This window comes from Chitinophaga ginsengisoli (genome assembly GCF_003014595.1).
Taxonomy (GTDB): domain Bacteria; phylum Bacteroidota; class Bacteroidia; order Chitinophagales; family Chitinophagaceae; genus Chitinophaga; species Chitinophaga ginsengisoli.
This window is the reverse complement of sequence record NZ_PYGK01000013.1, coordinates 166,108-189,798: the sequence shown is the minus strand read 5'-3', so window position 1 is coordinate 189,798 and position 23,691 is coordinate 166,108. Positions and strand designations below refer to the sequence as shown.

20 protein-coding genes are annotated in these 23,691 nt (G+C 44.0%); 17 read left to right on the top strand and 3 right to left on the bottom strand.

Annotation, left to right across the window (positions count from 1 at the left end; all coding sequences use genetic code 11):
* Positions 1–19 precede the first annotated feature (19 nt).
* The 12 genes from murQ (at position 20) to CLV42_RS25365 (ending at position 15,823) form a co-directional block, all read left to right on the top strand.
* Positions 20–823 (top strand): N-acetylmuramic acid 6-phosphate etherase, encoded by an 804-nt coding sequence (murQ, locus tag CLV42_RS25420; protein ID WP_106604741.1) that lies wholly within the window; start codon positions 20–22, stop codon positions 821–823.
* Positions 820–2,013: an anhydro-N-acetylmuramic acid kinase gene (locus tag CLV42_RS25415; RefSeq protein WP_106604740.1), complete on the top strand. Its 1,194-nt coding sequence runs from the start codon at positions 820–822 to the stop codon at positions 2,011–2,013. The genes murQ and CLV42_RS25415 overlap by 4 nt, the downstream gene beginning before the upstream one ends.
* 119 nt (positions 2,014–2,132) lie before the next feature.
* The gene (locus tag CLV42_RS25410) at positions 2,133–2,879 is read left to right on the top strand and encodes a DeoR/GlpR family DNA-binding transcription regulator (RefSeq protein WP_106604739.1); all 747 of its coding nucleotides are present in this window, start codon (positions 2,133–2,135) and stop codon (positions 2,877–2,879) included.
* 321 nt (positions 2,880–3,200) lie between these two features.
* Positions 3,201–6,323: a SusC/RagA family TonB-linked outer membrane protein gene (locus CLV42_RS25405; RefSeq protein ID WP_106604738.1), complete on the top strand. Its 3,123-nt coding sequence runs from the start codon at positions 3,201–3,203 to the stop codon at positions 6,321–6,323.
* 19 nt (positions 6,324–6,342) lie between these two features.
* Positions 6,343–7,632, top strand: coding sequence for a RagB/SusD family nutrient uptake outer membrane protein (locus CLV42_RS25400; RefSeq protein WP_106604737.1), 1,290 nt, complete (start codon positions 6,343–6,345; stop codon positions 7,630–7,632).
* A gap of 186 nt (positions 7,633–7,818) precedes the next feature.
* A complete protein-coding gene (locus CLV42_RS34205) occupies positions 7,819–8,184 on the top strand; it encodes a hypothetical protein (protein ID WP_211303534.1) in 366 nt (121 codons plus the stop codon).
* 2 nt (positions 8,185–8,186) lie between these two features.
* Positions 8,187–9,203 carry a DUF4421 domain-containing protein gene (locus CLV42_RS25390; RefSeq protein ID WP_170117642.1) on the top strand — a complete coding sequence of 339 codons (1,017 nt, stop codon included), beginning with the start codon at positions 8,187–8,189 and terminating at the stop codon, positions 9,201–9,203.
* A 72-nt stretch (positions 9,204–9,275) separates the two neighbouring features.
* The gene (locus CLV42_RS25385; RefSeq protein WP_106604735.1) at positions 9,276–9,746 is read left to right on the top strand and encodes a c-type cytochrome; all 471 of its coding nucleotides are present in this window, start codon (positions 9,276–9,278) and stop codon (positions 9,744–9,746) included.
* Positions 9,747–9,848: 102 nt separating this feature from the next.
* Positions 9,849–10,169 (top strand): hypothetical protein, encoded by a 321-nt coding sequence (locus tag CLV42_RS25380; RefSeq protein WP_106604734.1) that lies wholly within the window; start codon positions 9,849–9,851, stop codon positions 10,167–10,169.
* Positions 10,170–10,955: 786 nt separating this feature from the next.
* Entirely contained in the window at positions 10,956–11,396 is a 441-nt protein-coding gene (locus CLV42_RS25375; protein ID WP_106604733.1) for a hypothetical protein, read from the top strand.
* A 670-nt stretch (positions 11,397–12,066) separates the two neighbouring features.
* Positions 12,067–12,369: a hypothetical protein gene (locus CLV42_RS25370; protein WP_106604732.1), complete on the top strand. Its 303-nt coding sequence runs from the start codon at positions 12,067–12,069 to the stop codon at positions 12,367–12,369.
* Between the two features lie 469 nt (positions 12,370–12,838).
* Complete coding sequence (locus CLV42_RS25365) at positions 12,839–15,823, top strand: DUF5060 domain-containing protein (RefSeq protein ID WP_106604731.1); 2,985 nt, start codon at positions 12,839–12,841, stop codon at positions 15,821–15,823.
* Between the two features lie 211 nt (positions 15,824–16,034).
* Here CLV42_RS25365 and CLV42_RS25360 read toward each other — a convergent pair whose 3' ends face one another.
* Positions 16,035–17,018, bottom strand: a complete 984-nt coding sequence (locus CLV42_RS25360; protein ID WP_146154478.1) for a hypothetical protein — start codon at positions 17,016–17,018, stop codon at positions 16,035–16,037.
* Between the two features lie 792 nt (positions 17,019–17,810).
* Between CLV42_RS25360 and CLV42_RS25355 the strand changes: the two genes are divergently transcribed.
* Genes CLV42_RS25355 through CLV42_RS25345 form a run of 3 tightly spaced genes read left to right on the top strand, consistent with a single transcriptional unit; the run spans position 17,811 to position 20,673 of the window.
* Positions 17,811–18,635 carry a hypothetical protein gene (locus tag CLV42_RS25355; RefSeq protein WP_146154477.1) on the top strand — a complete coding sequence of 275 codons (825 nt, stop codon included), beginning with the start codon at positions 17,811–17,813 and terminating at the stop codon, positions 18,633–18,635.
* A 10-nt stretch (positions 18,636–18,645) separates the two neighbouring features.
* A complete protein-coding gene (locus tag CLV42_RS25350; RefSeq protein WP_146154476.1) occupies positions 18,646–19,635 on the top strand; it encodes a hypothetical protein in 990 nt (329 codons plus the stop codon).
* A 36-nt stretch (positions 19,636–19,671) separates the two neighbouring features.
* On the top strand, positions 19,672–20,673 hold the full coding sequence (locus CLV42_RS25345; protein ID WP_106604727.1) for an IPT/TIG domain-containing protein: 1,002 nt from the start codon (positions 19,672–19,674) through the stop codon (positions 20,671–20,673).
* Positions 20,674–20,677: 4 nt separating this feature from the next.
* Here the strand turns inward: CLV42_RS25345 and CLV42_RS25340 are convergent, their stop codons facing one another.
* The gene (locus CLV42_RS25340) at positions 20,678–21,619 is read right to left on the bottom strand and encodes a hypothetical protein (RefSeq protein WP_106604726.1); all 942 of its coding nucleotides are present in this window, start codon (positions 21,617–21,619) and stop codon (positions 20,678–20,680) included.
* Positions 21,620–21,784: 165 nt separating this feature from the next.
* Between CLV42_RS25340 and CLV42_RS25335 the strand changes: the two genes are divergently transcribed.
* A complete protein-coding gene (locus CLV42_RS25335; RefSeq protein WP_106604725.1) occupies positions 21,785–22,246 on the top strand; it encodes a hypothetical protein in 462 nt (153 codons plus the stop codon).
* A 136-nt stretch (positions 22,247–22,382) separates the two neighbouring features.
* Here CLV42_RS25335 and CLV42_RS25330 read toward each other — a convergent pair whose 3' ends face one another.
* Positions 22,383–22,970: a DUF4291 domain-containing protein gene (locus tag CLV42_RS25330; protein WP_106604724.1), complete on the bottom strand. Its 588-nt coding sequence runs from the start codon at positions 22,968–22,970 to the stop codon at positions 22,383–22,385.
* Between the two features lie 147 nt (positions 22,971–23,117).
* On the opposite strand from CLV42_RS25330, the gene CLV42_RS25325 reads away from it, so the two are divergent.
* Complete coding sequence (locus CLV42_RS25325) at positions 23,118–23,681, top strand: RNA polymerase sigma factor (RefSeq protein ID WP_106604723.1); 564 nt, start codon at positions 23,118–23,120, stop codon at positions 23,679–23,681.
* The last annotated feature ends 10 nt before the right edge of the window (positions 23,682–23,691 follow it).

The window sequence follows — 23,691 nt, the reverse complement described above, 5'->3', positions numbered from 1 at the left end:
AAAACTTAATGTGTAGACTATGCTTACAACTGAAATGTCTTCCCGTTTCAACGACCTGGAGAAGATGAGTGTCCGTGCCCTGTTGGAAGGGATCAACAGTGAAGATGCGACGGTGCCCCAGGCAGTGGCCAAAGCTATTCCCCAGATAGAAAAGCTGGTAACAGCAGCAGTAGAAAAAATGAAAGAAGGAGGCCGACTGTTCTACATCGGTGCCGGTACCAGCGGAAGACTGGGTATCCTGGATGCATCGGAATGCCCACCTACGTTTGGTGTGCCGCATGAACTGGTCGTGGGTATTATCGCCGGAGGCGACAAAGCCATTCGCAAAGCTGTGGAGTTCGCAGAAGATGACAGGCAACAGGCTGCCAAAGACCTCGATAGTTTTAATGTCAATACGCAGGATGTAGTAATAGGTATCGCTGCATCGGGCACTACACCTTATGTGATCGGTGGTGTGAAGACCATGCGTGAAAGAGGTATTGTGACGGGCTGTGTAACCTGCAATACAGGCAGTCCCCTGGCTGCTGCCGTGGAATATCCGGTAGAAGCAGAAGTGGGAGCGGAGTTCCTCACCGGCAGTACCCGCATGAAGTCAGGTACCGCCCAGAAGCTGATCCTGAATATGATCTCCACTTCCATCATGATACAACTGGGAAGAGTGAAGGGAAATAAGATGGTAGACATGCAGCTGAGTAATCATAAACTGGTAGACCGTGCTACGAGGATGGTAATGAGTGAACTGAAGGTAGATGAAGACACTGCCCGTCAGCTGATCGCAGAAAAAGGAAGTGTAAGGGCAGCTATAGAAAGCAGAAAATCATGAACAGGAATCTTGAACGTTTAATCACCATTGCACAAAAGCCGGTAAGACGTATTATCGGGCTGATGTCGGGTACATCATTGGATGGGTTGGATGTGGCACTATGTGCTATCAGCGGCAGCGGAATGGATACCCGCGTTACACTGGAACATTTTGATACGGTTCCTTATCCTTTGAACGTGAAGGATGAGATCAGGAAAGTATTTGCAAAAGATACGATCTCTTTTCAGCAGCTTTGTCTGTTGAACCCGTGGCTGGCAAACCTGCATGCACAATGGATACTGGACTGTCTGCAAAAATGGAATGTAGCTGCCGAAGAGGTGGATATTATTGCCTCCCACGGACAAACAGTCTATCACAGTCCGAAGATATTACACCGCCTGCCTGATTTTCCCAATGCTACTTTACAGATCGTAGACGGTGATCACATAGCCGTAAAAACCGGCATCATCACCTTAAGTGATTTCAGACAGAAACATATTGCTGCCGGAGGTGAGGGAGCGCCACTGGCATTGTACGGCGACTACTGCCTCTTCTCAAAGAGAGGAGAAGATAGGATCATGCTGAATATGGGAGGTATTGCCAACTTCACTTTCCTGCCCGGCGATCTTGATGCTGCTGGTGTGTTTGTAACAGATACAGGGCCGGGTAATACATTACTCGATGCCTTCGCGCGAGAGTGCTTCCAGGCAGAATATGATAAAGATGCCCTGTTCGCAAAACAGGGTACAGTGAATGAAAGCTTATTAACAGCACTAAAGAGCGATCCCTTTTTCAAAGCATCATTTCCGCGTACAACAGGTCCTGAACTATTCAGTAAAGCATACGTAAAAGCAGCACAGGAGCGCAGTAATACAACTCATCTTTCCCCTTATGATATCATGGCTACACTGACCCGTTTCAGTGCTGACACGATCACTGACGCACTGAAAAGCGTCTTGCAGGAAGGTAAGTACTACGCAGTATACGTAAGTGGAGGAGGGGCGCATAATCCTTTGCTGACAGGCTTGATCAGGGAAAGACTACCACGTCTGCAATTGCATACTACCGATGAATTAGGCATAGCGGGAGATGCAAAAGAAGCTGTACTATTTGCCATACTCGCTAATGAAGCGCTTTGTGGAGAAGGCATTGATTTCGGTAAGCCCGGCATGCCTGCTATCACCATGGGAAAGCTATCATTTCCGGCATAAACCCGCATTCTTTCTTTTAATCCTGCTAAAAGCAGCAAAAAAGTGCGGGTTATATTTTGTTTTCTGCGTTTTTTTGCAGAAATTGATCCTATATTTCAACCAAAGTATTCATCACCCAGATGTTAAAGGAAGAACGCCACGCATACATACTTCACCAGGTAAACCTGCATAATAAGGTGTTGTCTTCTCATCTGAGTGAACAGATACAGGTATCGGAAGATACTATCCGCCGTGATCTTGCAGAGTTGGCACAGGAGGGAAAGATCATAAAAGTGCATGGCGGTGCGCTTTCCAATTCATTTCATCAGGGTATCACATCACAGGATGTATACGCTGTAAACGATAAAAAAAACATAGCTTTAAAAGCTGTCGAACTAATACACGACGGCATGTTTGTATTAACTACAGGGGGGACTACGATCGCAGAGCTGGCCCGCGTGCTGCCACGGGACCTGCAGGCCACTTTCATTACCGTAAGCCTCCCTGCTGCTTTTGAATATGCCAATCATCCGAATATAGAAGTGATCGTAATCGGAGACAAACTATCCAAAGGATCAAAGATCACCGTAGGAGGAGAGGCCATTTCAAAGATAAAAATGATCAAAGCTGACCTGTGTTTCCTTGGAAACAATGCTATTGATGTGGAAGATGGGTTAACCGATAATGACTGGGATGTAGTACAGGTAAAAAGAGCCATGATCAGCACCGCTAAGAAAGTAGTGGTATTGACCATTTCAGAAAAGATGAACACATCCGAACAGTTGAAGATCTGTGATGTCGACGAGATAGATATATTAATTACTGAGCTGCCACCTGATGCTAAAAAATTGCAGCCATACAAGAAAAAGGGTATTCAGATTTTATAAATAAAACAGCTATTACTTGTTCCCGCCACATTACGGGAATTCATTGTGGTATCTAAACGCAGCTTATCAACCAGCCTGTAATCAATCAGCTATTTACTGCGGATATTCCCGGATGACGAGGAATGTCCATGCTAATATTATTGGCTTTAACTATTAAAAATTAGTTATGAGAACTTATTAACCATCCCGGTAATACCCGGGAATTCATTGTACATGTAAACGCGTTTATCAGCCATGTGTGGTCAATCAGTTATTCAGGTGCTCCTGGATGACCTGGAATATCCATGCCATTACTTTTCGCTTACTATTAAACATTAGTTTATGAGAATCTATCAATTATTCCGGCTTGCCAGATGCAGGTATCTGCTGCTTTTGCTGGTCATGCAATGCTTTACTGCCTTTGCTGCTTTTGCGCAGGTAAAGCTGTCCGGTAAGGTAACAGATGAAACGGGCGCTACTTTGCCCGGCATCACTGTGGCTATCAAAGGGACTAAACTGGGTGCTACTACATCAATAGATGGTATCTATACCATCAATGCTGATCTGAAGCCCGGTGCTTACACACTGGTATTTACAGGTATCGGTTTTACTCCAAAGGAGGGCGCAATAACAGTCGGTACTGCGGCATCTTATACACTCAATCAGCAGTTAAGCACCTCCGTGTCTAAACTGGATGAAGTAGTGGTAACAGGTGCATCGCTAGGTACTACGCGTAAACAGTTAGGTACATATATCAGTACAGTAAAAGCGGATGAGCTCTCCAAAGGTGCTACCGGCAACGTGTTGACGGCATTGCAGGGTAAAACTGCCGGTGCTCAGATTACACAGAACTCCGGCGACCCTGCTGGCGGTATGTCTGTAAAACTGCGTGGTATCAGTACGATCAGCGGTTCTACTGAACCTCTGTATATCATTGATGGCGTGATCATTGATAACTCTACTACCCGCGTAACGAATGCAGATGCTTCTTATGCTGGTGGCAACTTCGCTGGTAATGTTGGACAGAACCGTATGGTGGATATCAACCCTGCCGACATTGAAAGCATCGAAGTACTGAATGGCGCCGCTGCGGCTGCTATCTACGGTTCGCGTGCTAACGCTGGTGTGGTACAGATCTTCACAAAGAAAGGTAAAGGCGGTGCGCCTGTGGTGAACTTTTCTACCAGTTTTAATATGAACGAGCTGCGTAAGAAACTGGACGTAAACCAGGCGCCTGTTAAGTTTGGAGGTACACCTGATATCTCTACACAAACCATCCTCACAGATACCATCGTTCGTACTACACCGGTGAAACGTTACGACTACCAGGATTACATCTTCCGTACCGGCGTAGGTACAGACAATAACGTGTCTGTAACAGGCGGTCAGAACAAGACCAGATACTATGCATCTGCGAGTTATCTGTATAATCAGGGTATCGTGAGAAACACTGATTTCAACCGTTACAGTTTCCGCCTTAACCTGGACCAGGAGCTCAACAAATGGATCAGCTTTAACGCTACCATGAACTACATCTACAGTAAGACCAATGAAAAACCTGATGGTAACTCTTTCTTTTCTCCGACCAACTCAGTGACCATCATCGGGAACTATTACGATATTCATCAGCGTAACGCATTGGGTAATCTGCTGGCAGTAGGTGAACGCGGACGTGTCAATCCTGTTTCTGTTATTGAGGATTTCCAGCAGCAACAACAGACTAACCGCCTGATTGCGGGTGCTGGTATTAAACTGACTCCGTTCAAGAACCTGACGGTGGATTACCACATGGGTATTGATAATTACAGCCAGGACGGTACCACTTTCATTCCTCCTTTTGCCTACAATGTGAGCCTTGGCTTCTTTGGTGGCGGTGCTACCCTCGATCCTACACAGAATGGTTATGCCAGTGCAGGCATCAACAATTCCTTCCTGATCAACCATGATGTGAATGTGACCTATGATGCGCAGATCACACCAGATCTGGCGTCTGTAACACAGGTAGGATATTCCCTGCAATACCAGCGTGGGCATTATTCCCTGCAGCAGGGCAGAGGCTTACCTCCGTTTGTGCAGACAGTCAGCGGGGCTGCTACACCTATTACTGGTGCGGATGAACGTACCCGTTTATCTATCTCAGGTCAGTATATCCAGCAGAACTTTAAATACCGTGATCAACTCTTTATCACAGGTGCATTGAGAATGGATGGCTCTTCTGTATTTGGTGAAGATGAGCGTAACCAGCTCTATACAAAGCTGAGTGGTAGCTACGTATTATCAGGTACGGATTACTGGAAATCATTGAACGTATCCAACTGGTGGAACCTGTTTAAACTCAGGGCTGCTTATGGTCAGTCGGGTAACCTGACCGGTATTCCTGCCTATGGCCGTTTCAATACTTACAGGGCAGTTGCCTTTATCGGTGCAGCTTCTTTCACTTCACCAACCACTTATACCAACCCTAATATCAAGCCTGAAAGACAACAGGAGCTGGAGTTTGGTACAGACCTGGCCTTCTGGGATAACCGCATCAATCTCTCTGTTAACTACTACAGCAAGAAAGTGGAAGACCTGCTGATAGCCCGCGCTATCGCGCCAACACAGGGTTACAGCACCCGTCTGGACAACATTGGTTCTCTTTCTAATAAGGGTTTTGAAGTAGTATTGAATGTAGCACCTGTGAAAAGCAAAAGCTTTAACTGGGACATGACGGCTATCTTCAACCGTAACAGGAACAAAGCACTTGACATCGGACAGTCCATCCTCCTGTATTCTACTGTGAGTGGCGCCCCTGTTGCGATTGCTAACGGTGAGCCTATCGGCTTCTTCTACGGTACTTTCTTTGCCCGTGATGCCAATGGTAACAAGTTGACTAAACCTAATGGTGTTCCTGTTACAGAAGCAGGCGTGCAACATTCACCATTCTCTTACACACCTGCAAGAGATCCGAATACCGGTTTACCACCCACTTCTGGTGTAACTGCCTTGCAGAAGAAAATAGGTGATCCTAATCCGGATTGGACAGGTACCCTCACCAACGATTTCAGCTACAAGCGACTGAGTTTGCATACACAGCTGGATATTGTGCAGGGAGTAGATGTATTTAATGCTGACTTCAGAACAAGACAGGGGGTGGATAACGGTAAGATAGCAGAACAGGAAGACCTGGGCAAGTTGCCCCGTGGCTTTATAGCAGGGAACTACAATATCCAGGAATGGAGAATAGATGATGGTTCTTTTGTGAAACTGAGAGAAGTGTCCTTCAGTTACAACTTCGGTAAGATCAAAGGAATAAATGACCTGACACTTAGTGTAGGCGGCCGTAACCTGTATTCATGGGACAACTACAAGGGGTATGATCCTGAGGTGAACGCAGCAGGACAAAGCACGGTGTTGCGTGGTATTGATTTCGGTAGTGTGCCTGCTCCCAGGACCTATAATGTAGCGCTTCGCGCCAGATTCTAAATCATCAAAAAGTAGTTTTATGAAAATGTATCTCAATAAATACAGCCGTTCTTTTCTGGCGGGTATGCTGCTGTTGGTAGCTGCATCCTGTAAAAAAGAATATACAGACCCTTCGGGCCCAGCTGCTGATGCCGCTGTCAGTACGCCGAATGCATTGACAGATGTAGCGGTCGGATTACAGAACTGGTATACTGCTAACAGAACAAGCACCTTATATACATCTATTGCTACTGCCAGTTTGCTGACGCGTGGCACCTATGTTGTGAACGCAGGTAATGCGGATGAAGGCCAGTTGTATGCAGGCGCAGCTGCTGTGCAGAATACCAATGCCGTTGTTACAGGCATGTGGGCGGTGTCTAACAAGATCATCTTTGATGCCAACCGTGTATTGAATGCTGCGAGTAGTGTGATCACCGAGCCGGGTTATGCAAGTGGTGTGATCGCGTATGCCTCGATGTATAAGGCGCTGGCACTTGGCAATCTGGCGATGTTCTGGACACATGTGCCGGATACCATCGGTGTGAATGTGCCTTTCATTACCAGTCAGGAAGGATACAGAAAAGCAGTACGTGTGATTGATAATGCATTGACTGTTGTCAATGCCAATGCTATCAGTGCGGGCTTCAAAGCGAACATACCAGCAGGCGTGGACATTGTCAATACCCTGTATGCGTTGAAGGCGCGTTATGCCTTGTTTGCAGGTGATTATGATGTGGCACTGGCAGCAGCTAACCAGGTAACAGCTTATTCTACCTTCAACTACAATTCACTGATCACTAATCCGATCTTCACATTGGTAACGGCAACCAATAACATCTATCAGGTAGTGGATTCTGCGATGGGACTTCCTGTTGGTCTACAGCCTGATCTTGCAGATAAGCGTGTGCCTTTTTACGTAGGTATTGGTGCTAATCCACGTTTTCGTGTGAAAGGATTTTTTACGACTACCACCCAGAGCATTCCAGTATACCTGCCTGGCGAGATCACACTGATCAAAGCTGAGTGCTATGCGCGTAAAGACGACCTTGTAAATGGTTTAGTGGAACTGAACAAAGTGGTGACCAAACAACCCGCTGCAGATCCGTTTGGTGTAGGAGCAGGCTTGCCTGCTGAAGTAGCTGTTACAAAAGACCAGCTGCTGGAACTGATCTACAAGCATCGTCATATAGAACTGTTCATGAGCGGACTTGAACTGGAAGACCAGCGCAGGTTCGGCAGACCAGTAGCAGAGCGTAAGCGTAGCTGGTTGCCATTCCCTTTCGTGGAAAGGAATGATAATACCAACATACCGGACGATCCGACATTTTAAGGATAGGGGGGGCATTTTAACACAAAGAAGCCGGGCCTGTTTATACAGGTGCCGGCTTTTTCTTTTTAGGGGCAGCTTTATTTATTGCGTATTCCGGAATTTTGTTATTTTAGGTATTCCGGATCTTGGTTTTAGCGTCCGGGCTTCTGTTATAGGACTACTTTCCTAAAATTGCTGAATTCCGTTATGATAAAACGTTACCTATTGCTGCTGATAGCAACCTTATACTGTGCCACTGTTGCATTTTTACAGAAACGGATTGGATACGAAAAGCCGGACGACCAGGAGAAAAGGCTGGCCTGGTGGACAAATGATCGCCTTGAAATGTTCATTCAATGGGGATTATACGCCCTGCCTGTACTGGTATGGCCCTTTGAAAAAAGGGTCCTGCCTGGATTTAACCAAAAAGTTAAATATGTTCAATTCCTGCATGATAATTCAGAAATAAAGTATCTTGGAAGCGAAAATCAGGGAAGTAACGAACTTGTGCTTACGCTGCCAGTTAAAAAGCCTTTGGTAGAAATACCCGTGATAGAGTTGACTTTGAGATGAGGATGAAATATTTTCTTTTAAACCTACAACTGAACATCAGCCTGTTCCTTCTTTTACAATTTACAGGAGCAGGCTGTTTGTACGCTCAGCATGCCAGTGATTCTGCATGGGTTAGACCTTTTGAAAAAGATAACAACATACAGCTGTACGGTGGTTATGCCGGTACCAGCTTCATTTTCCAGACTAAGAAAATACCCCGTGACTATCTGCATCTGCTGGCCAATAACAGCGGTTATACGGGTATAAATATCAACTACAAATTTCTCTCACTCACTTACGAATTCACCTTGCCATATACGAGCCTGGCAGACCGGAAAACGGGCCTGCGTAGCCGTAACCTGGAGTTATCGCAGTTCGGGAGCCGGTTTGGTGTGGAGGCCAGTTACCAGCATGTGAACGGGATGTTGTTTGAAGTGCGCCGTCGCCGGGCTGATCCACCTGTTACATTTGAAGATATTCGTTACCGGAAATATGCTTTAAACCTCTATCTCTTTACTAACCGTGAGCATTTTTCCTATAGTGCTGCTAATTATTACAGCAAATTGCAGCAGCGCTCTGCCGGCAGCTGGCTGTTTATGGTCAGTCCTGAATACCAGCAATTCAGCTTTACCCGTGCCAACCTGGTAGGCGGCCAGTCTAAGGACTCCATGGTGTATGAACTCGTAAGGCCGCAGCCTACCTGGGTTTCCGTGATCGGTTATGTAGGTTATTCCTGCAACCTGGTGATGGATGACGGGCACTGGAGTGTCAGTCCGACCTTACTGCTGGGGGCTGGTGGCCAATATCCATTGTACGACAGTCGTTTCAACCCCAAACAGATCACGCTTGTATACAGTGCCCTGGGGCGTGTGAACTGTGGCTATAATGGCGAGCACTTCTTCAGCTATCTCAGCGCCAGCCATGACTATACACGTAATCACCTGCCGGCGGCCCATCTTCACCTGCAGAACAGTGACTTCTCCATCACGCTCGGATACCGTTTTTCGGCTCTTAAACATAAAATCCTCGGCGTCATATAATAATTTGCGGGAGTATAAATACTTTTTTGTAAGTTCCTAGTCTGATTTAAGGAGCTTAATATTACAATTGTTATGAAATTAAAAAGGTCTTACCTCGTACCACTGTCCCTCATGCTGGCGGCAACATTATGTTCTCTGTCATTGCCACAGCAGGAAGAAAGAGCAAAGAATCTGAAAGTATTGCCTAAAAACATCAGCCATGAAGAGCTTGAGAAAGAGATGCGTAGTTTCAACAAGGCACTGGGCGTAAAATGCGACTTTTGTCATGCGAGACAGGCTGACAATCCAAAGAAACTAGACTTTGCCAGTGACGATAAGGAGGAAAAAGAAACAGCCCGTGATATGCTGAAAATGACGATGCGTATCAATAAGAAATATTTCAAATCCGGTAAAGATGAGCAGGGCCAGCCAATGATGACGGTAACCTGTTATACCTGTCACAACGGCCAGAAGGAACCTGTGTCTAAGCCGCCGGCATCATCAACGCCACCGCCGCCACCACCAGCTCCGCCAGCAACACCGGAAGTGCCACAGCAGCATTAATAAGTGTTTGGAATGAATAGCTAAATATGATATCTTTATATAGATACATCTACCTATTTGTCGTATTAACTATTCAAACCTCACAACCTTCAAAAGACGCTTATGACTGCTTTTAACTCCCTGCTTGCCCTGGCACTGTTATTTTTCATTGCCCACGTTTTTCTATTGTTCACCTCATTTGGTAAGAACGGCTATCAGAAGCTGAGATACTTTTATTCTCATCTTACCTTATGGATCTGCGGCGGGTTATTGTTCTTACTGGCTGTATTGTATGCCGGCAAAAATGAATTATCCGTACTCGATGTATTTGATACACCGGGCAAGCAATTGCTGATCCCTGCCATCGTGGTGGTACTGTCTTTAACAGCTCACACGATTGTACGCTTCCTGGTGATACCAAAGTATCAGTTGGATAAGAAATAAGCACGTTAGGAAATTTTTTGAAGGCCGTCTCAATTGAGGCGGTCTTTTTTTTGTCAAAGAACTTGTTGTCATTCATCACTCCCGGGGGAATTGAGGCGTTTTTTTTCACCCGGTTTACTGCACTTTTTTCTGATTAACATCACAAAGCTAAGTAGAAAAGTCATGCGGGAAATACGCATTTTTTATCTTTTAAGTAATTGATTTTCATTTAATTGAGTACAATTGACAAAACATAATAAGACGCTGTTAAAGTCTCATTGTTTATAGCGCGGGTGACAACCCGGGGAAAAATGCGTTTCCCATAGTTCAACCCGATCAGGATTAAGACAATATCCGCTAGAGATTCGCTTGAGATAGCCTTATCCTCCCTTAATCCTCCCTTTTAAAGGGAAGATTAAGGGAGGATAAGGCTATCTCAAGCGAATCTCTAGCGAACATGTAACGAACATAAAGCATAAAGAGGAGGAGTAAATAAAAACGTTACAGTTTTATCCTGAGAGGGCTTTACAGGTGTACCTAATCTTCGGTTGACATTCGCTTCGACTATAGTGGAGGTTATATCCTATAGGCTCTCTAGTCCTACATTACGGGCACTATTCTATAGCCGTGGCTATATAAAGTGCCTGTGATGCTATAGTAGAGGGCCTATAGGATATAGCCTCCACCGAATCTCCAGTATGGCTATAGTATACCTTAAGCGAATCGGGGCCCTGGTTATTATACTGCTTAATATTATTCCTTTCATTAATTTGTCTACATTTAACCCCGTAAATCACTCATTTGAACATGAAGAAAATATCCTGGCTGCTTTGGGTTTTTATCCTGACCTGTACTTACAGCACCTATGCCCAGAAGAAGAAGGCCCCTGTTCTCCGTGAAGGCACCCATAACTTCACCCTCCAATGGATCAGTTGGGATAAGCCTGGCAAGGTAGACATCCGCAAAAAGAACAAGAGCACTTATACTATCAAGGGAGAACAACGGGATGCACAGAGCAATAACTTTGTAACGATTGACGGTACATTGAAAGTTGCTTCGGGCAGTGAACTGATATTTACAGGTACTATCAGGAGCCTGTACGAGAGTATTAACCAGGGGAATGAGTGTGTAAGGACCGGTACTTATCATTTCCTTGCCAAAGGCGCCAGAAAATACTGGAGACTACAGGAAATGGAGAATTGTGAAGGGAATAATGTGACAGACTATATTGATATTTATTTCAACTAACAAAAAAGGCTTCGGAGAGATCTGAAGCCTTTTATAAAATTTCCTGATTGCAATCGTGTAGAGATTGAATCCGGAGCTGATTATCTACTTCTTCGTCGCCTCCTCACCAGCACTTCACACTGAATCACCTTCATCCCGGTTTCCTTCCCTTCAAAATAGTCATCTGCCACCCTTTTGACCATATAGCCCTAAGCGGACAAATGCAACACCACCTGCCTGGCGGCGTCCCGTTATCTCATTTTCAACTTTACAGCTATTTATAGCCTCAGGAGCGCGATCAAACTGTAGGAGCTGATATTGTTAGTGGATAATCTCTTCCAGGTGCTTAAAACGGCTCTTTTCCGCGGCTTCCTCAATACCCGTTATCGCATTGGAAAAGAAATTCTCATTGATCCTGGAGACGATCATGCCGATCGTGGGTGAAGCCCCTTGCAATGATTACTAACACAATATATGATATAACGAAGAGGGGCGTACACTTTTTAGTATATCCTTATTCGTTATATTAAATTGTATTTTTCGTTAAACTAAAAAATAGATTATTCTAAAACTCTTTCATAACTTAGAGTTGTTGCCCGTAGCTAAGGTGACGTAAACGGATCCCTTACCCACAATTCTTAGATGGCGATAAAAGTTAACCAGTTTGTAAACCATTAATTAAATAACCAACATGAAGAAGTTATTATTTGGCATGGGCTCAGCCGCCCTGCTCCTCACAGCATTGACTTATACCTTTCACAGCAAAGCATCCGCAGAACCAAAAGTAGCAGCTCCGGCGCAGGTGTCAGCACCATGTACAGGTGAAGCATACAAATTAATCAACGGCGTATGCCAGGAGGGTGTAAAGGTTTGGACCAGAAGCGAGTTTGACAACGTACAGCATTATTACAGATGTTATTACTACTATAAATGGTCTGATGGCAGCACCAGCCAGGAGTATTATAACATCAACTATGCTGGTTGTATTATTTAAACCACATACCTGTTTTATAAAATAAAACGGTAAGACATTCCGTTTTTTAGGTGTAAAGGAGGTGTCTCAATTGATATTGAGGCGCCTCCTTTTTTATTTTTTTCGGCATTAAAAGCGCCTTCTTTTTATTAATCACAGAAAGTTTATTCTTGCTGTTTATTATCTGCTAATGCTGCTGTGAGCAAAGCTATTAATGGATCAGGCAGCTGCAGTTGAATTTTTTAGATTTGTTTGTACTAAAAAAATTAGTATTTTTATGTCACCTCGATTTCTCGCAACCCTGAAAATAGAGCGTATAAAAATGAGATATTATTGAATATGCCAACCCCTTAGTTAAACCATTGTTGAACGTTCGCATTTTTACAAAACAGTAACCAGGATGCTCTCATCAATTGTAACCCGTCATGACGAGACATTCCGCATAATCAGATACCATATTTTATATTGATCACACTTTAATTTTTCTATCATGCCAATTACATTCAATGGCGTTAACCCAACCCAGGCTACCGTAGCCAAATGGGATTTGTATGAAGTCATCATCGACCTCACTGCTAGTTACACAAACCAGTATGATTACACGGACATCGCCGTTCAGGCCATTCTTACTTCCCCGACAAATGTACAGCGAACGGTGGATGCTTTCTGGATGCAGGACTACAACCTTAACACGAATACCGGCGACATGATAGCCGGTGACTCAGCATTTCGCTTTCGATTTACGCCCGATGAGGAAGGCCAGTGGACGTATGTGCTTTCTGGTAGCCTGCAGGGCGGGGCAGCTACGACGAGTACTACGTATTCCTTCACCTGCTCCGGCGTTTCTGCTACCGGCAAGGGATATATCAGGAAAACCAGCACCAATTATCTTCGATGGGACAGCTGCGCACAATACATCCCGGTAGGAGAAAATATTGCTTTCCCAAACGGAGACGTTATCGTTGATTATAATCGTCAGCTCAACAAGCTGGAGCAGACAGGCGTCAACTTTCTCCGCATTTGGATGGCTACCTGGGGTGTGGCGCTGGAATGGAGCAACGTTGAAGGAGGCGTCAACGGATTTGATAAGCTGAAGCGATATAAGCAAACAGCAGCGAAACAAATTGATTACCTGCTCAACCGTGGACAAACCAACGGTTATGCTATCATGCTTTGCATCAACTATCATAACCAGTTTGTGGCAGGTGACGAGTGGCAAAACAACCCTTACAATGTAGCACAGGGAGGCACATGTAATGCACCACTGGACTTTTTCAGCGACACTACCGCGAAAGAGGTCTTCAAGAACCGCTTGCGCTATCTGGTAGCACGATGGGGATATGCGGGTAGCCTGCAAAGCTGGGAATTGTTCAACGAAGTGGACAACACGCCGTACTATAAGAGTAAACCCAGTGACACTATACAGTTTGATAACTCTGCTATTATTGATCAGTGGCATAATGAAATGGCCGCCTATCTGAAATCAATCGATCCTAATCACCTGGTGACCACTTCCTTTGGTGATGAGAAATATGGAGACGGCTCCTGGGATAGTACCAGCATCGATTTTACACAGGTGCATAAGTACAAGAATGATCCACGCATGCCACGTCTGCTCGCTAATCTGAATCAGCAACGCCTCAGTACATATTCCAAGCCTGTACTGGACGGTGAGTTTGGCATGATTGTCACTGCTACCGAGGAGAAAGATGTTGATCCCGATGGCGTCAGCATGCACAATGTAATGTGGGCAACGCTGCTGAGCGGCTCCATGGGCAGCGCCATTCCCTGGTGGGAACATTGGGTGGATGAGCTGGACCTGTACCCGCACTTTTCGCGGCTGGCGGCTTTTAAAGACTTAGTGCCCTTTGTGAGTGGCAATTATCAGAAGGCGTTCCCGACTTATTCTAATACGAATCCGGCCGACCTGACCATCATTCCTGAAGGGATGTGGCCTGTGGATCCCAGCAATCCTCCTCCACCTGTAGTGGACTTTACAGTGGACAATGAAGGCGAACTGACTCCCGGGCTAAGCGAGCTTCCTCAGTTTGTTTGGGGCGCTACAAATAATAGCACTTTGCGCAGACCGCCCACCTTCCACGTCAATTACCTGCAGGCAGGAACCTTTTCAGTAGTTGTTGCAGATGTCAGTCAATGGGGTGGTAACGTCAATATTTATGTAGATGGTGTGCTGCTGCTTGACCAGGTAGCGCAGAAAGGCTTTACCTATACGGTGCCTGTCAGCGTGGGGCAGCATTCTATTAAAGTTGATAACCTCGGGACTGACTGGATACTGGTGTCTCAATTCAGGTTTATCAATGCAGTGGGCCCTTACAATTTATATGCTCTGAAGAGCGCTGATAGTACTCAGGCGGCAGGCTACATACAATACAGGTTGTACAACCATCGGTATTTTATCGATAACAACACTACCACGCCTCCGCCCCCAGTGCCTGCCGGTGCTATCGTGAATATACCTGGTATGAACAACGGGACTTACACCGTGAATTTTTACAGTTGTGCACCTGCAGACACTACTGCACCTGCGCAACCTGTTGACAGCCGGATCGCCACGGCGACTAATGGCGTGTTAAGCTTCGACCTGCCGGCAATATCCTGGGATATCGCATTTACTGTTGGTCTTAGCGCCCCGGATACGCTTAGTACTGCTGTATCAGTGACACCTACACTAGGTTGGGCAGCAACGACTGCTTCCGTCTTTACCGTGAGCAATAGCGGCATAGCGCCCGGTGCTTCCAGCCTGGGGATGTTTGTCTATGGTAGCCAGGCCAATACGCAATACCGCAATCCATCTACATTTGTTGTCAACTACGCACAGACAGGATATTTCGAAGTACGTACTGCTGCTACTATATCTGCTGGTTTCCCAAGGTTAACCATATATGTAGATGGCGTTAAAATGCTTGACCAGGATGCTGTTATTAATGCGTCTTATGTTGTCGTTATTACGCCAGGTGCGCATAGGATTACCGTAGACAATCTCGGTGGCGACTGGACACAGGTGGATCATTATTCCTTTGTGCCATCGCTTGCGGCAGGCCTCCCTGCACCTGTCCAGACTGCCAGCGCCAGAACGGTTGTACCCGGGTATCCGTGGGGAAGCAAAGCTTCGGTAACCGCTTTTACACTCGCCGAAAACGGTACATTAACGCCAGACGCTTCTAACCTGGCTATGTATGTTTATGGTGCGCCTGCTCATCCGGAGTACTATAATCCTGCCAGCATCAATGTAAATCTTTCCCAGGATGGATATTTTAAGCTGACAGTCGCTTCTGTTTCACAGAACGGCGCGCGGGTAAGTATTTATGCAGATGCTATGCTGGTGACCGACCAGGTGGCAATTGCCAACCTTTCGTATGTGGTAGCCCTTAAAGCCGGCACGCACAACATCACTGTCGATAATCTTGGTGGCGACTGGTATTTGTCTGATGCTTTGGTGTTTGATGTTTTGTAGTTGTTGTTACATGAACTTGTTTCGTGTATCGTAGCTATAAAGTTGTGAATGGAGGGCGTTCGTACCTGAATAAAAATAGGCTGTATTTTTTGATACAGCCTATTTTGTATATTAAATATTATGAGTAGTTATTCAGGTAATTGGTAGATGTCTTGGATTAATTGTAAGATTTCGTCCAGGCTTACATTTTTAACACTTAAGTCTAATCCTACTACCATTGTATATTACTTATTAATTGTTCTAATGCTATTTGTACCCGTTCATCTGTTGATGATTGCTTGCTTAAATAAAGAGAAAGAGGATCCACTGTCATCTCTTTCGACAGAATATACGGTGAATAATTCCACGCTTCTATCCGAAATAACCCATCAAAAAAGTCAATCATGTTACCATAGGGCAGTGCTATCCTCCTGTATTCCTCTAAACTAATAGCTATTTCTGGTTGAAGTCCAGGCTTAAGCGTGGAGTATTTTGCCAGCGCATGATATCCGGTATTCCTTCCTTCCACTTCGCCGGGTGGATATTCCACATAAAATTCAATTTTTACTGGTGATTGCAGAAACGGTAATGCAGTCTCCCACAACTTTTTACCCTTGTCAATAAATACCAGTTGCTTTCCACGACTGCCTGTAACATGCGCCAATCCAAACTCCTGCAATTCTTCCGCTGCCCTGCTCACACTCATATTAGAGTATTGAACATGATGAGCAATTTCGGCGAAAGTAATATGCTCTAACGAACCTATCTGTAGGTGATATAGAAATAGTAGCTGTGTGGCGGGCCGCAGTTTCTCCAACTTTTTATTGGCCACCTTTTTTGCAACCTCTGTAAAACTTAGTGCCATGAACGGCATATAAAGCTGCTTGCCAGGTACCATAAACGCTACTTTCTGTTGCACCAGCCGCAGTCTACGATAAGCTTGCATAGTAGCAAAGACGTAGACAACTTGTGCATGCAGCGTCTTTGATATAAGTTCGCCATCTTTTTTTAGGCGAACTGGTGTAGCATCTTCCGTTTCATTAGCCAATGCAAATACACATTTCTGACTTTCTAACATGGATACATACAAATCGTAGGCACGGACCACGTGCAAGGGCAAATTATTTATCTGTTCACTTGCAACAGGGTCGAAGGTAGCTTCAATGCCCAGGGTCATTTTTATATATCCTTCAATTTCAGTCAATTTTGAAACCATAACGTCTGTTTTAGACAATAACATGGGTTATGTTATTGTGCAAATATACGTGTTTTATAGATTTTTACCGGTCGTTTAAATTGTTATAAATAGTTAAATATTATATTGTTAACATTAATTGTGCAATAATAACATGGTTATGTTAGTAATGATAACTGAGGCGCGGTCGAAGAAGTAGGATTATTGGGCTTTAGCCCAGAATCCAGGAAAGAAAGTAACCCCAAAGCCTAAATGTCTGTCAAAAAAGTTCGCTACCACCTATGCTATTCTATCCCATAAATGTTCTTCAGATTATTAGTACCAGTATATAGTACTTTATACAGCCTTATACAAAAACAAAGTGAGCCCGCTTTAGCTTTGGCAGTTTCGTCTTTCTAGTGCGAGCACTATTACTGCCTGTCGATAATTAAAATAAATAAATTATAATAATCTCCTATAATCATTACCTGTATTGCGTTTCACCTATTAATCAAATTTATACAGTAGCAAAAAATACTGATAGCAATTTGAAAAAATATTTATAACTTAACATAAGCAATTACGTTGTATAAGATCCCTCACCCCAATTTCCTCTACGCGAATAAGATGATGGTTAAAGCGCGCAACACGAAGATGAAATACATGTGAGGCTACAATATTTCATTCGTCATTAAAAGTAATAATCCAGTATATAGCCGGGCGATAGAGTATGCCTGATCACTAATAGAGTTATTTCTTGAAGCTTGTTTATAAGTTCATGTGAATGATATCATGAAGCATATTGGAAACGGACGTCCAACCCCAAGGCGCCGTATGAATTGGATATGGATCAGTGGGGGCGCATTCCTGTTGTCCTTACTGGCCGCAGGCATATTGATCTTCTTTGGTAAACAGTTAGCGGACCTTGGGATCACAGGAAATATTTATTACATCATTCTTATTCCCCTTGGATTCAGCAGTGCAGCATTCCTTGCCGGCGCCATGAAATCTTATGCTTCCTTTACCTCAAATGAGAACATCACTTACGGGAAGCTACAGCTAACTGGACCTATCGTGATATTTGCCCTTGTTGTAGGCGGTGGCTTTATCATGCCGAACTACAATAAGAAAGAACAGTTTGACCTGAAGATGCGTATTGTTGCCGATAATCAACCGCTGCAGGCTTTGAATGAAGGTACAGTGACCTTGTATATAGGAAAAGAGCCAAAGACCGTGAATATTCATGATGGAGAAGTAGCATTCTATAATATACCAGAGCAATATCATAATCGGAAGGTTAGGATAGTACCTTCCATTAGGAACTATCAACTGGCAGATTCTAATGAAGTACTGATCTCTAAGAACGAAGACTATGTGGATATCCATGTTAGGAGAACGCAGGAGTCAATGTCTACACTGGTCAGAGGCTCTGTGCTGGATCAAAAGAATATGGCGGTAGGAAATGCATTTCTTGATTTTTCCAGTGGATTGGCTACCTGTTATACGGATCCCAATGGGAACTTTTCGCTGACAGTACCATTGCCTTCGGGAGAAAAGACACAGCTGAAGATTGTCACCGATGGGATTACACGGTTCGACGAAGTAGTGACTATTTCATCAACAATACCAATTGATCTGAGAATAGATAAGACCCCTTAATCTTATACATATGCCAAAAGGATGTTTGAGATGCTGCCTTGCAATATGCCTGCTATTGCTTACACATGTTTGTTTCAGCCAGAACGTCAGAAGGTTTAAAGGAAGAGTGGTGCTTTTCGATGGAAGTAAAGCATTGAATAATATTTCTGTCAGGCTGGTGGACCAAGGGAGAGGAACGACCGGTACAGACGGGCAATTCATCATCCCCATTAACAACAACGTCAGTACAGTAACGTTGGAGCTGGTGGACAGTGATCAGAGCATCCTGTATCCACCCGGAGGGAGTGTAGCCGTGCCCAGGGATAGTAGCGTTGCTACTGTATTCATTGTCGGAGATTCTCCCAAGGATATCCTCACTCGTGCGGTTGCCAGAAGTAATAATGAGATCAAGAACGGGTTGCTGCAACTGGGTGTAAAACAAGATGGCATAGAGCAGTCTTTAGTTGCTTTCAGGGATGAGATCCAGAAGATGACCAATATCAAGCTGGAAGATCTGAAAGACCAGATAGATCTTGACAGAAGAAGAAAGGAATTTTACCCTCAGCTGGCTGCTGCTATCAACAATTATACGAATGAGGCCAAAGACCTGAAGGATGCTTTTAAGTTCACTGCGCGGCATGCATTTGATGATCCACAGGCCATGCAGGTACTCATAGACGCCGTGAATAGCTACAATGAAGCATTCGAAGATATCAACAGAAAACATACGGGATATGAAAAGATGGTGGCTGATCTCTGGGAGAGTGAAGCAAAAGCCACTGAAGTAACGGAATGGTTCAATTATGCATTGGGGGAACTCCATAGTGCTAATATCTTCACCTTGAATTTAAAGATAAGAGACATCAACGATTATAACAGGGGAGAGATCAAAGGTGGGAAGAAAAAGGACTTCAAAGAGACCATTATGCGGGAGATAGAAGCCTCGCAACTGCAACTGGAAAGGAGGTTGCAGGAACTGGACAATAGAGCACAGACCCTTTTAAGCCGACTGGCGATGTAACCGACAGCTTATTACCAGTACTATAAAATAACGCTTATGAAGCAGTTGATAAGGATCAACCAGCTATACCTGCTGTTGCTGATCATACTGTTTACCGGTCCGCAGTGCGGCAAATCCAAGAAAGAAGTTATTCCGGTGCCTTCGCTTAGTTCGGTGTCGCCAGTGAAAGGTATTATAGGCGAGCCTGTAACGGTGAATGGTCAGAACATGGGCAATGCGGATAAGATAACGTTCAATAGTATCGCTTCCACTATTGTGTCGAATACTGGTACGGTTATTACAACAGTTGTGCCTACAGGCGCTACAACAGGTATGAATAAGATAGTGGTGCAGACCGGCGGAGGCAAGTCTAATGAGTTACAGTTTGAAGTAGAAAAAACACCGGACAATGTAGATCCTGCACCACCAACACTCAGTAAGATCATTCCTGCGGCTAACTTCACAGAATACCCTGTGCTGATCTATGGGGATAATCTTTCAGGTGCGATCCATGTCACCTTCAATGATAAAGAGGCGGTTGTTTATACGAACAATAAAAAAGTGATCACTGCTACAGTACCGAAAGACCTGCCGACCGGTACCGTGACCGTAAAGGTGGCGACTGTCAAGGGGACGTCTACGCTTAACTTTCAGGTATCAGGAGCGCCACCTGCCGGACCTGCCAGTGTTAACTTCTCTATTATTGCCATTCCTCCTCCCAACTATGTGCCTACCATCTCCAATGACTGGACCTGTGGGCTATTCTCGAAACAGGATGGGAATAACTTCGTTGATCTCAAAACAGATGACGGCACGTTCAACTATGACGTGACCGGCACTTATGAATATCACTTCAATACAACGAAAGACTATAACGACCTTAACTACATTGAGTTCACCAACAAAAAGACAGGAGAAACCTTCGCAGGACAATTCTCTTCTTCATCAGCTAATCCCTGTGTATTAAAAATGGTGCTGATCTCATCTAAAACAGGTCTTGTCTCAACATGTACGTTTGACAGGAAAAAGAATGAGCCTGATCTGGTATGTGATCCATGAATTGTCAGTTCAGCACATATCGTACGCTCAGGCTATAAGTGTTAAAATCGGGATAGTTCTTTCCTTTAATGTTATTGGCATAATAAGCATTGGCCAGAAGCCTGCGGTTGAACTGGTATTGTAGTCCGCCGCCTACCTGCATCGTATAACGGCTATAAGTCCAGCTGTCATACTTGCTGAACATAGGAATATAATTAAACAGTATAAAAGGGATCGTTTTTCTGGGGATTAAATAACTTAAATACAGGGAAATGGGAGAGAAGAATACATCTGAAACATTCGCTCTCTTAAACCCATATTGCAAACCTAACTGGGAAAAGAGGAACAGGCGTTCACTCAAAGGTTGATTGTACAGGAACTGCAACGCGAGAAAGGTTTGTTTGTACCCTAATACCTGCTGCTTCTCGTTACTGACATTTGTCGGGAAGATGAAACTGCCTTGTATTGTGAAATTGTAATTCCTTCTTAAAGGCCTCCACCGGAGCCTTGCTGCCAGAGATGTAATGGCTCTTGCATATCTGCTGTTACCTTCTACACCAGAGTCAAAGACCTTAAACATAGAACTGGTCCTGTCCTGGTCTATTCTTCCCATCACCATATTAACATCGAACCCTACATTGAAGCGTGCACGTTTTGTTGTGCCGAATGTTGCCTGTAATGTTTGGTAAAGGTATGTCTGACGGCCATTGAGATCGCCCAGGTGTCCGTCGTCATCTCTGAAATTGTTAGCAGATATGATCGATGCAAAGAAGTTTAGCTCTATCTGTTTGTAATTGACGAGTACAGACGATACAGCGGGAATAAAAGGAGACAGGCGCGAGACAGAGTCTTTTAGTCGCTGGTACTTTTCTTCCAGTTGCCCGTAGTGAGTGATAGTGTCCTTTTCCTGGGCAAGTATGGAATGAGAGATGCACAGTATGAAAATGGTTAGTATAAACGCTTTCATAATCATTGGAGTTAAATGATGTGACAATATGATAGGGGATAGAGATGCTGGGGATTGTTAAGCGAATTTACTTAAATTTTTGTTATACTATACCTTCTCATTAGACGAGGAATAAGGCTTAATTTGGATGGATCATTTAAAGGATTTGTTGAGTAAAATATTTATATGGCAGAAAATATAGAAATTTTGTTAGAGGATGTTTTAATACCGGAAGTCATGGTATTGCTTTCAACTTTGAATGCTGAAAGCAAGCTACAATACTACCGAACTACATTGGATGAATCTGAGAATCTCCAATTGCCTTCTTTGTTAGAATTGAAGCAACGTTTTGAAAGCGCTTCTAATAGCTATTTTTATTTTAGGTTTTCATCTTTTCGGCTGCTTAAATTACAGCTTCCCGAGGCCGGTATTCAAGTACACAAATATGATAACTCTTATGATTTAAGTATTGATTTTCCTGAGAGCCATTTTGATAAATTAGGTATATCAATTGCTGATTTGCAAAATTCAGTAAGAATATTAGCAGATGATCTTAACGCCAAAATGTATTGTTGTGGATACGAGCCAGTTTTTAATTTGGATACTCGTTTTTTCACGAATACTGAATTAGGGCCTTTGAGTATTTAGGTTATTATAAACCAGGAACTTTGAATGCAGATAACCAGGGTCATGTTATATAATACTTTGGGGTTTATTCCCGATTTTTATTTTACCGATTATAAGATATGCCAGGAAAGGAATAGTTAGCACGTATTAATTTCAATCAATGCATCGACCCGATGCCATCAGGCAAAGGATAATGCCTCTCAACCGGCAACAAATCCTTTGCCTGATCTATTTTATCAGCTTTAATAAGCTGTCGGATATTTTGTGAATATGCAGTGATGTCTTCTACACTCACAATCCACTCATCTATGTATTTCTCTACTGCAATTCCCGACAATCCCATTTGAATAGCACGTTGTTGCGGTAATGCCTGCATGAAAATATCCCTTTCAGGATCCCATTGAATACGCACTGGTGATATCTGCAACTTTGTTTTCCAATCTTCGAAGGTCGTATTGCCAGCATTATCAAAATGTGACAGACAGGAATTTTCTAAAGCCCATTCGAATCCTTCTCTCTTTATCTTAATAGCTAAAATATACTCCTGGTTTTCTTTGGTGGCCCATCCCGACCGGTACATCATCCAAAGAAAAGAAGGTTTGATCCAGGTCATTCTTTCTTTTTTAAAGGGTGGACAAACGAATGTCTGGGATGCTATCGCATGGTTTGCAATTGTCTTATTGTAAGCCTGATAGACAGTGATTGTATCCTCGTCATATAAGGCCCTGATTACCTTTTCTTTCATTAAAGGGAAGCTGCATTTATTACAACGAAGATATTAATAATAAGAAATTAATAGAGGGACACAGAACTTTGGTGCCGGTAGTATGTTACTCCAGACTTAATAAAAACCTAACATTGAAAGCCACTCCCACCCCTTAGCTTTGCGCTAATGGCACGCCATTCCTTTGACGACGAAAAATACCTGCAGCTCTTCATCTCCGGTAGCGAAGATGCGTTTGATGCTATCTTTAAACGTTACTATGAAGGATTGTTGCAGTTTACAAAAGTGCTTTTGCCCTACCCCACCGACGAAGCAGAAGACGTCGTTGCGGAGATGTTCTGTACGCTGTGGCACAGCCGCCGCCAGATAGCTATTTCTACTACTTTAAGTGCCTATTTATATGTGTCTGTGAGGAACAGGGTGTTTGACTATTACCGCAAGCGGAAAACGATGTTTAACCTTACGGAAGATGTATTAGTGGAGACGCCCGGTGAAGACCATCAGCAACCTGACCATCAGCTGATGTATAAAGATGTTACCATACAGATACAACAGCTGATCACCCAGTTACCTCCCCAGATGCAGCTGGTATTTAAGATGCACCGTTATGAAGGATTTAGTTATGATGAAATTGCAGATCTGTTAAATATATCGCTTAACTCCGTGAAGACACATATGTTCCGCGCATTGAAAATCCTCAAGACAGCCTACCCAATATTACCAATATGTTAACTCCGTTTTT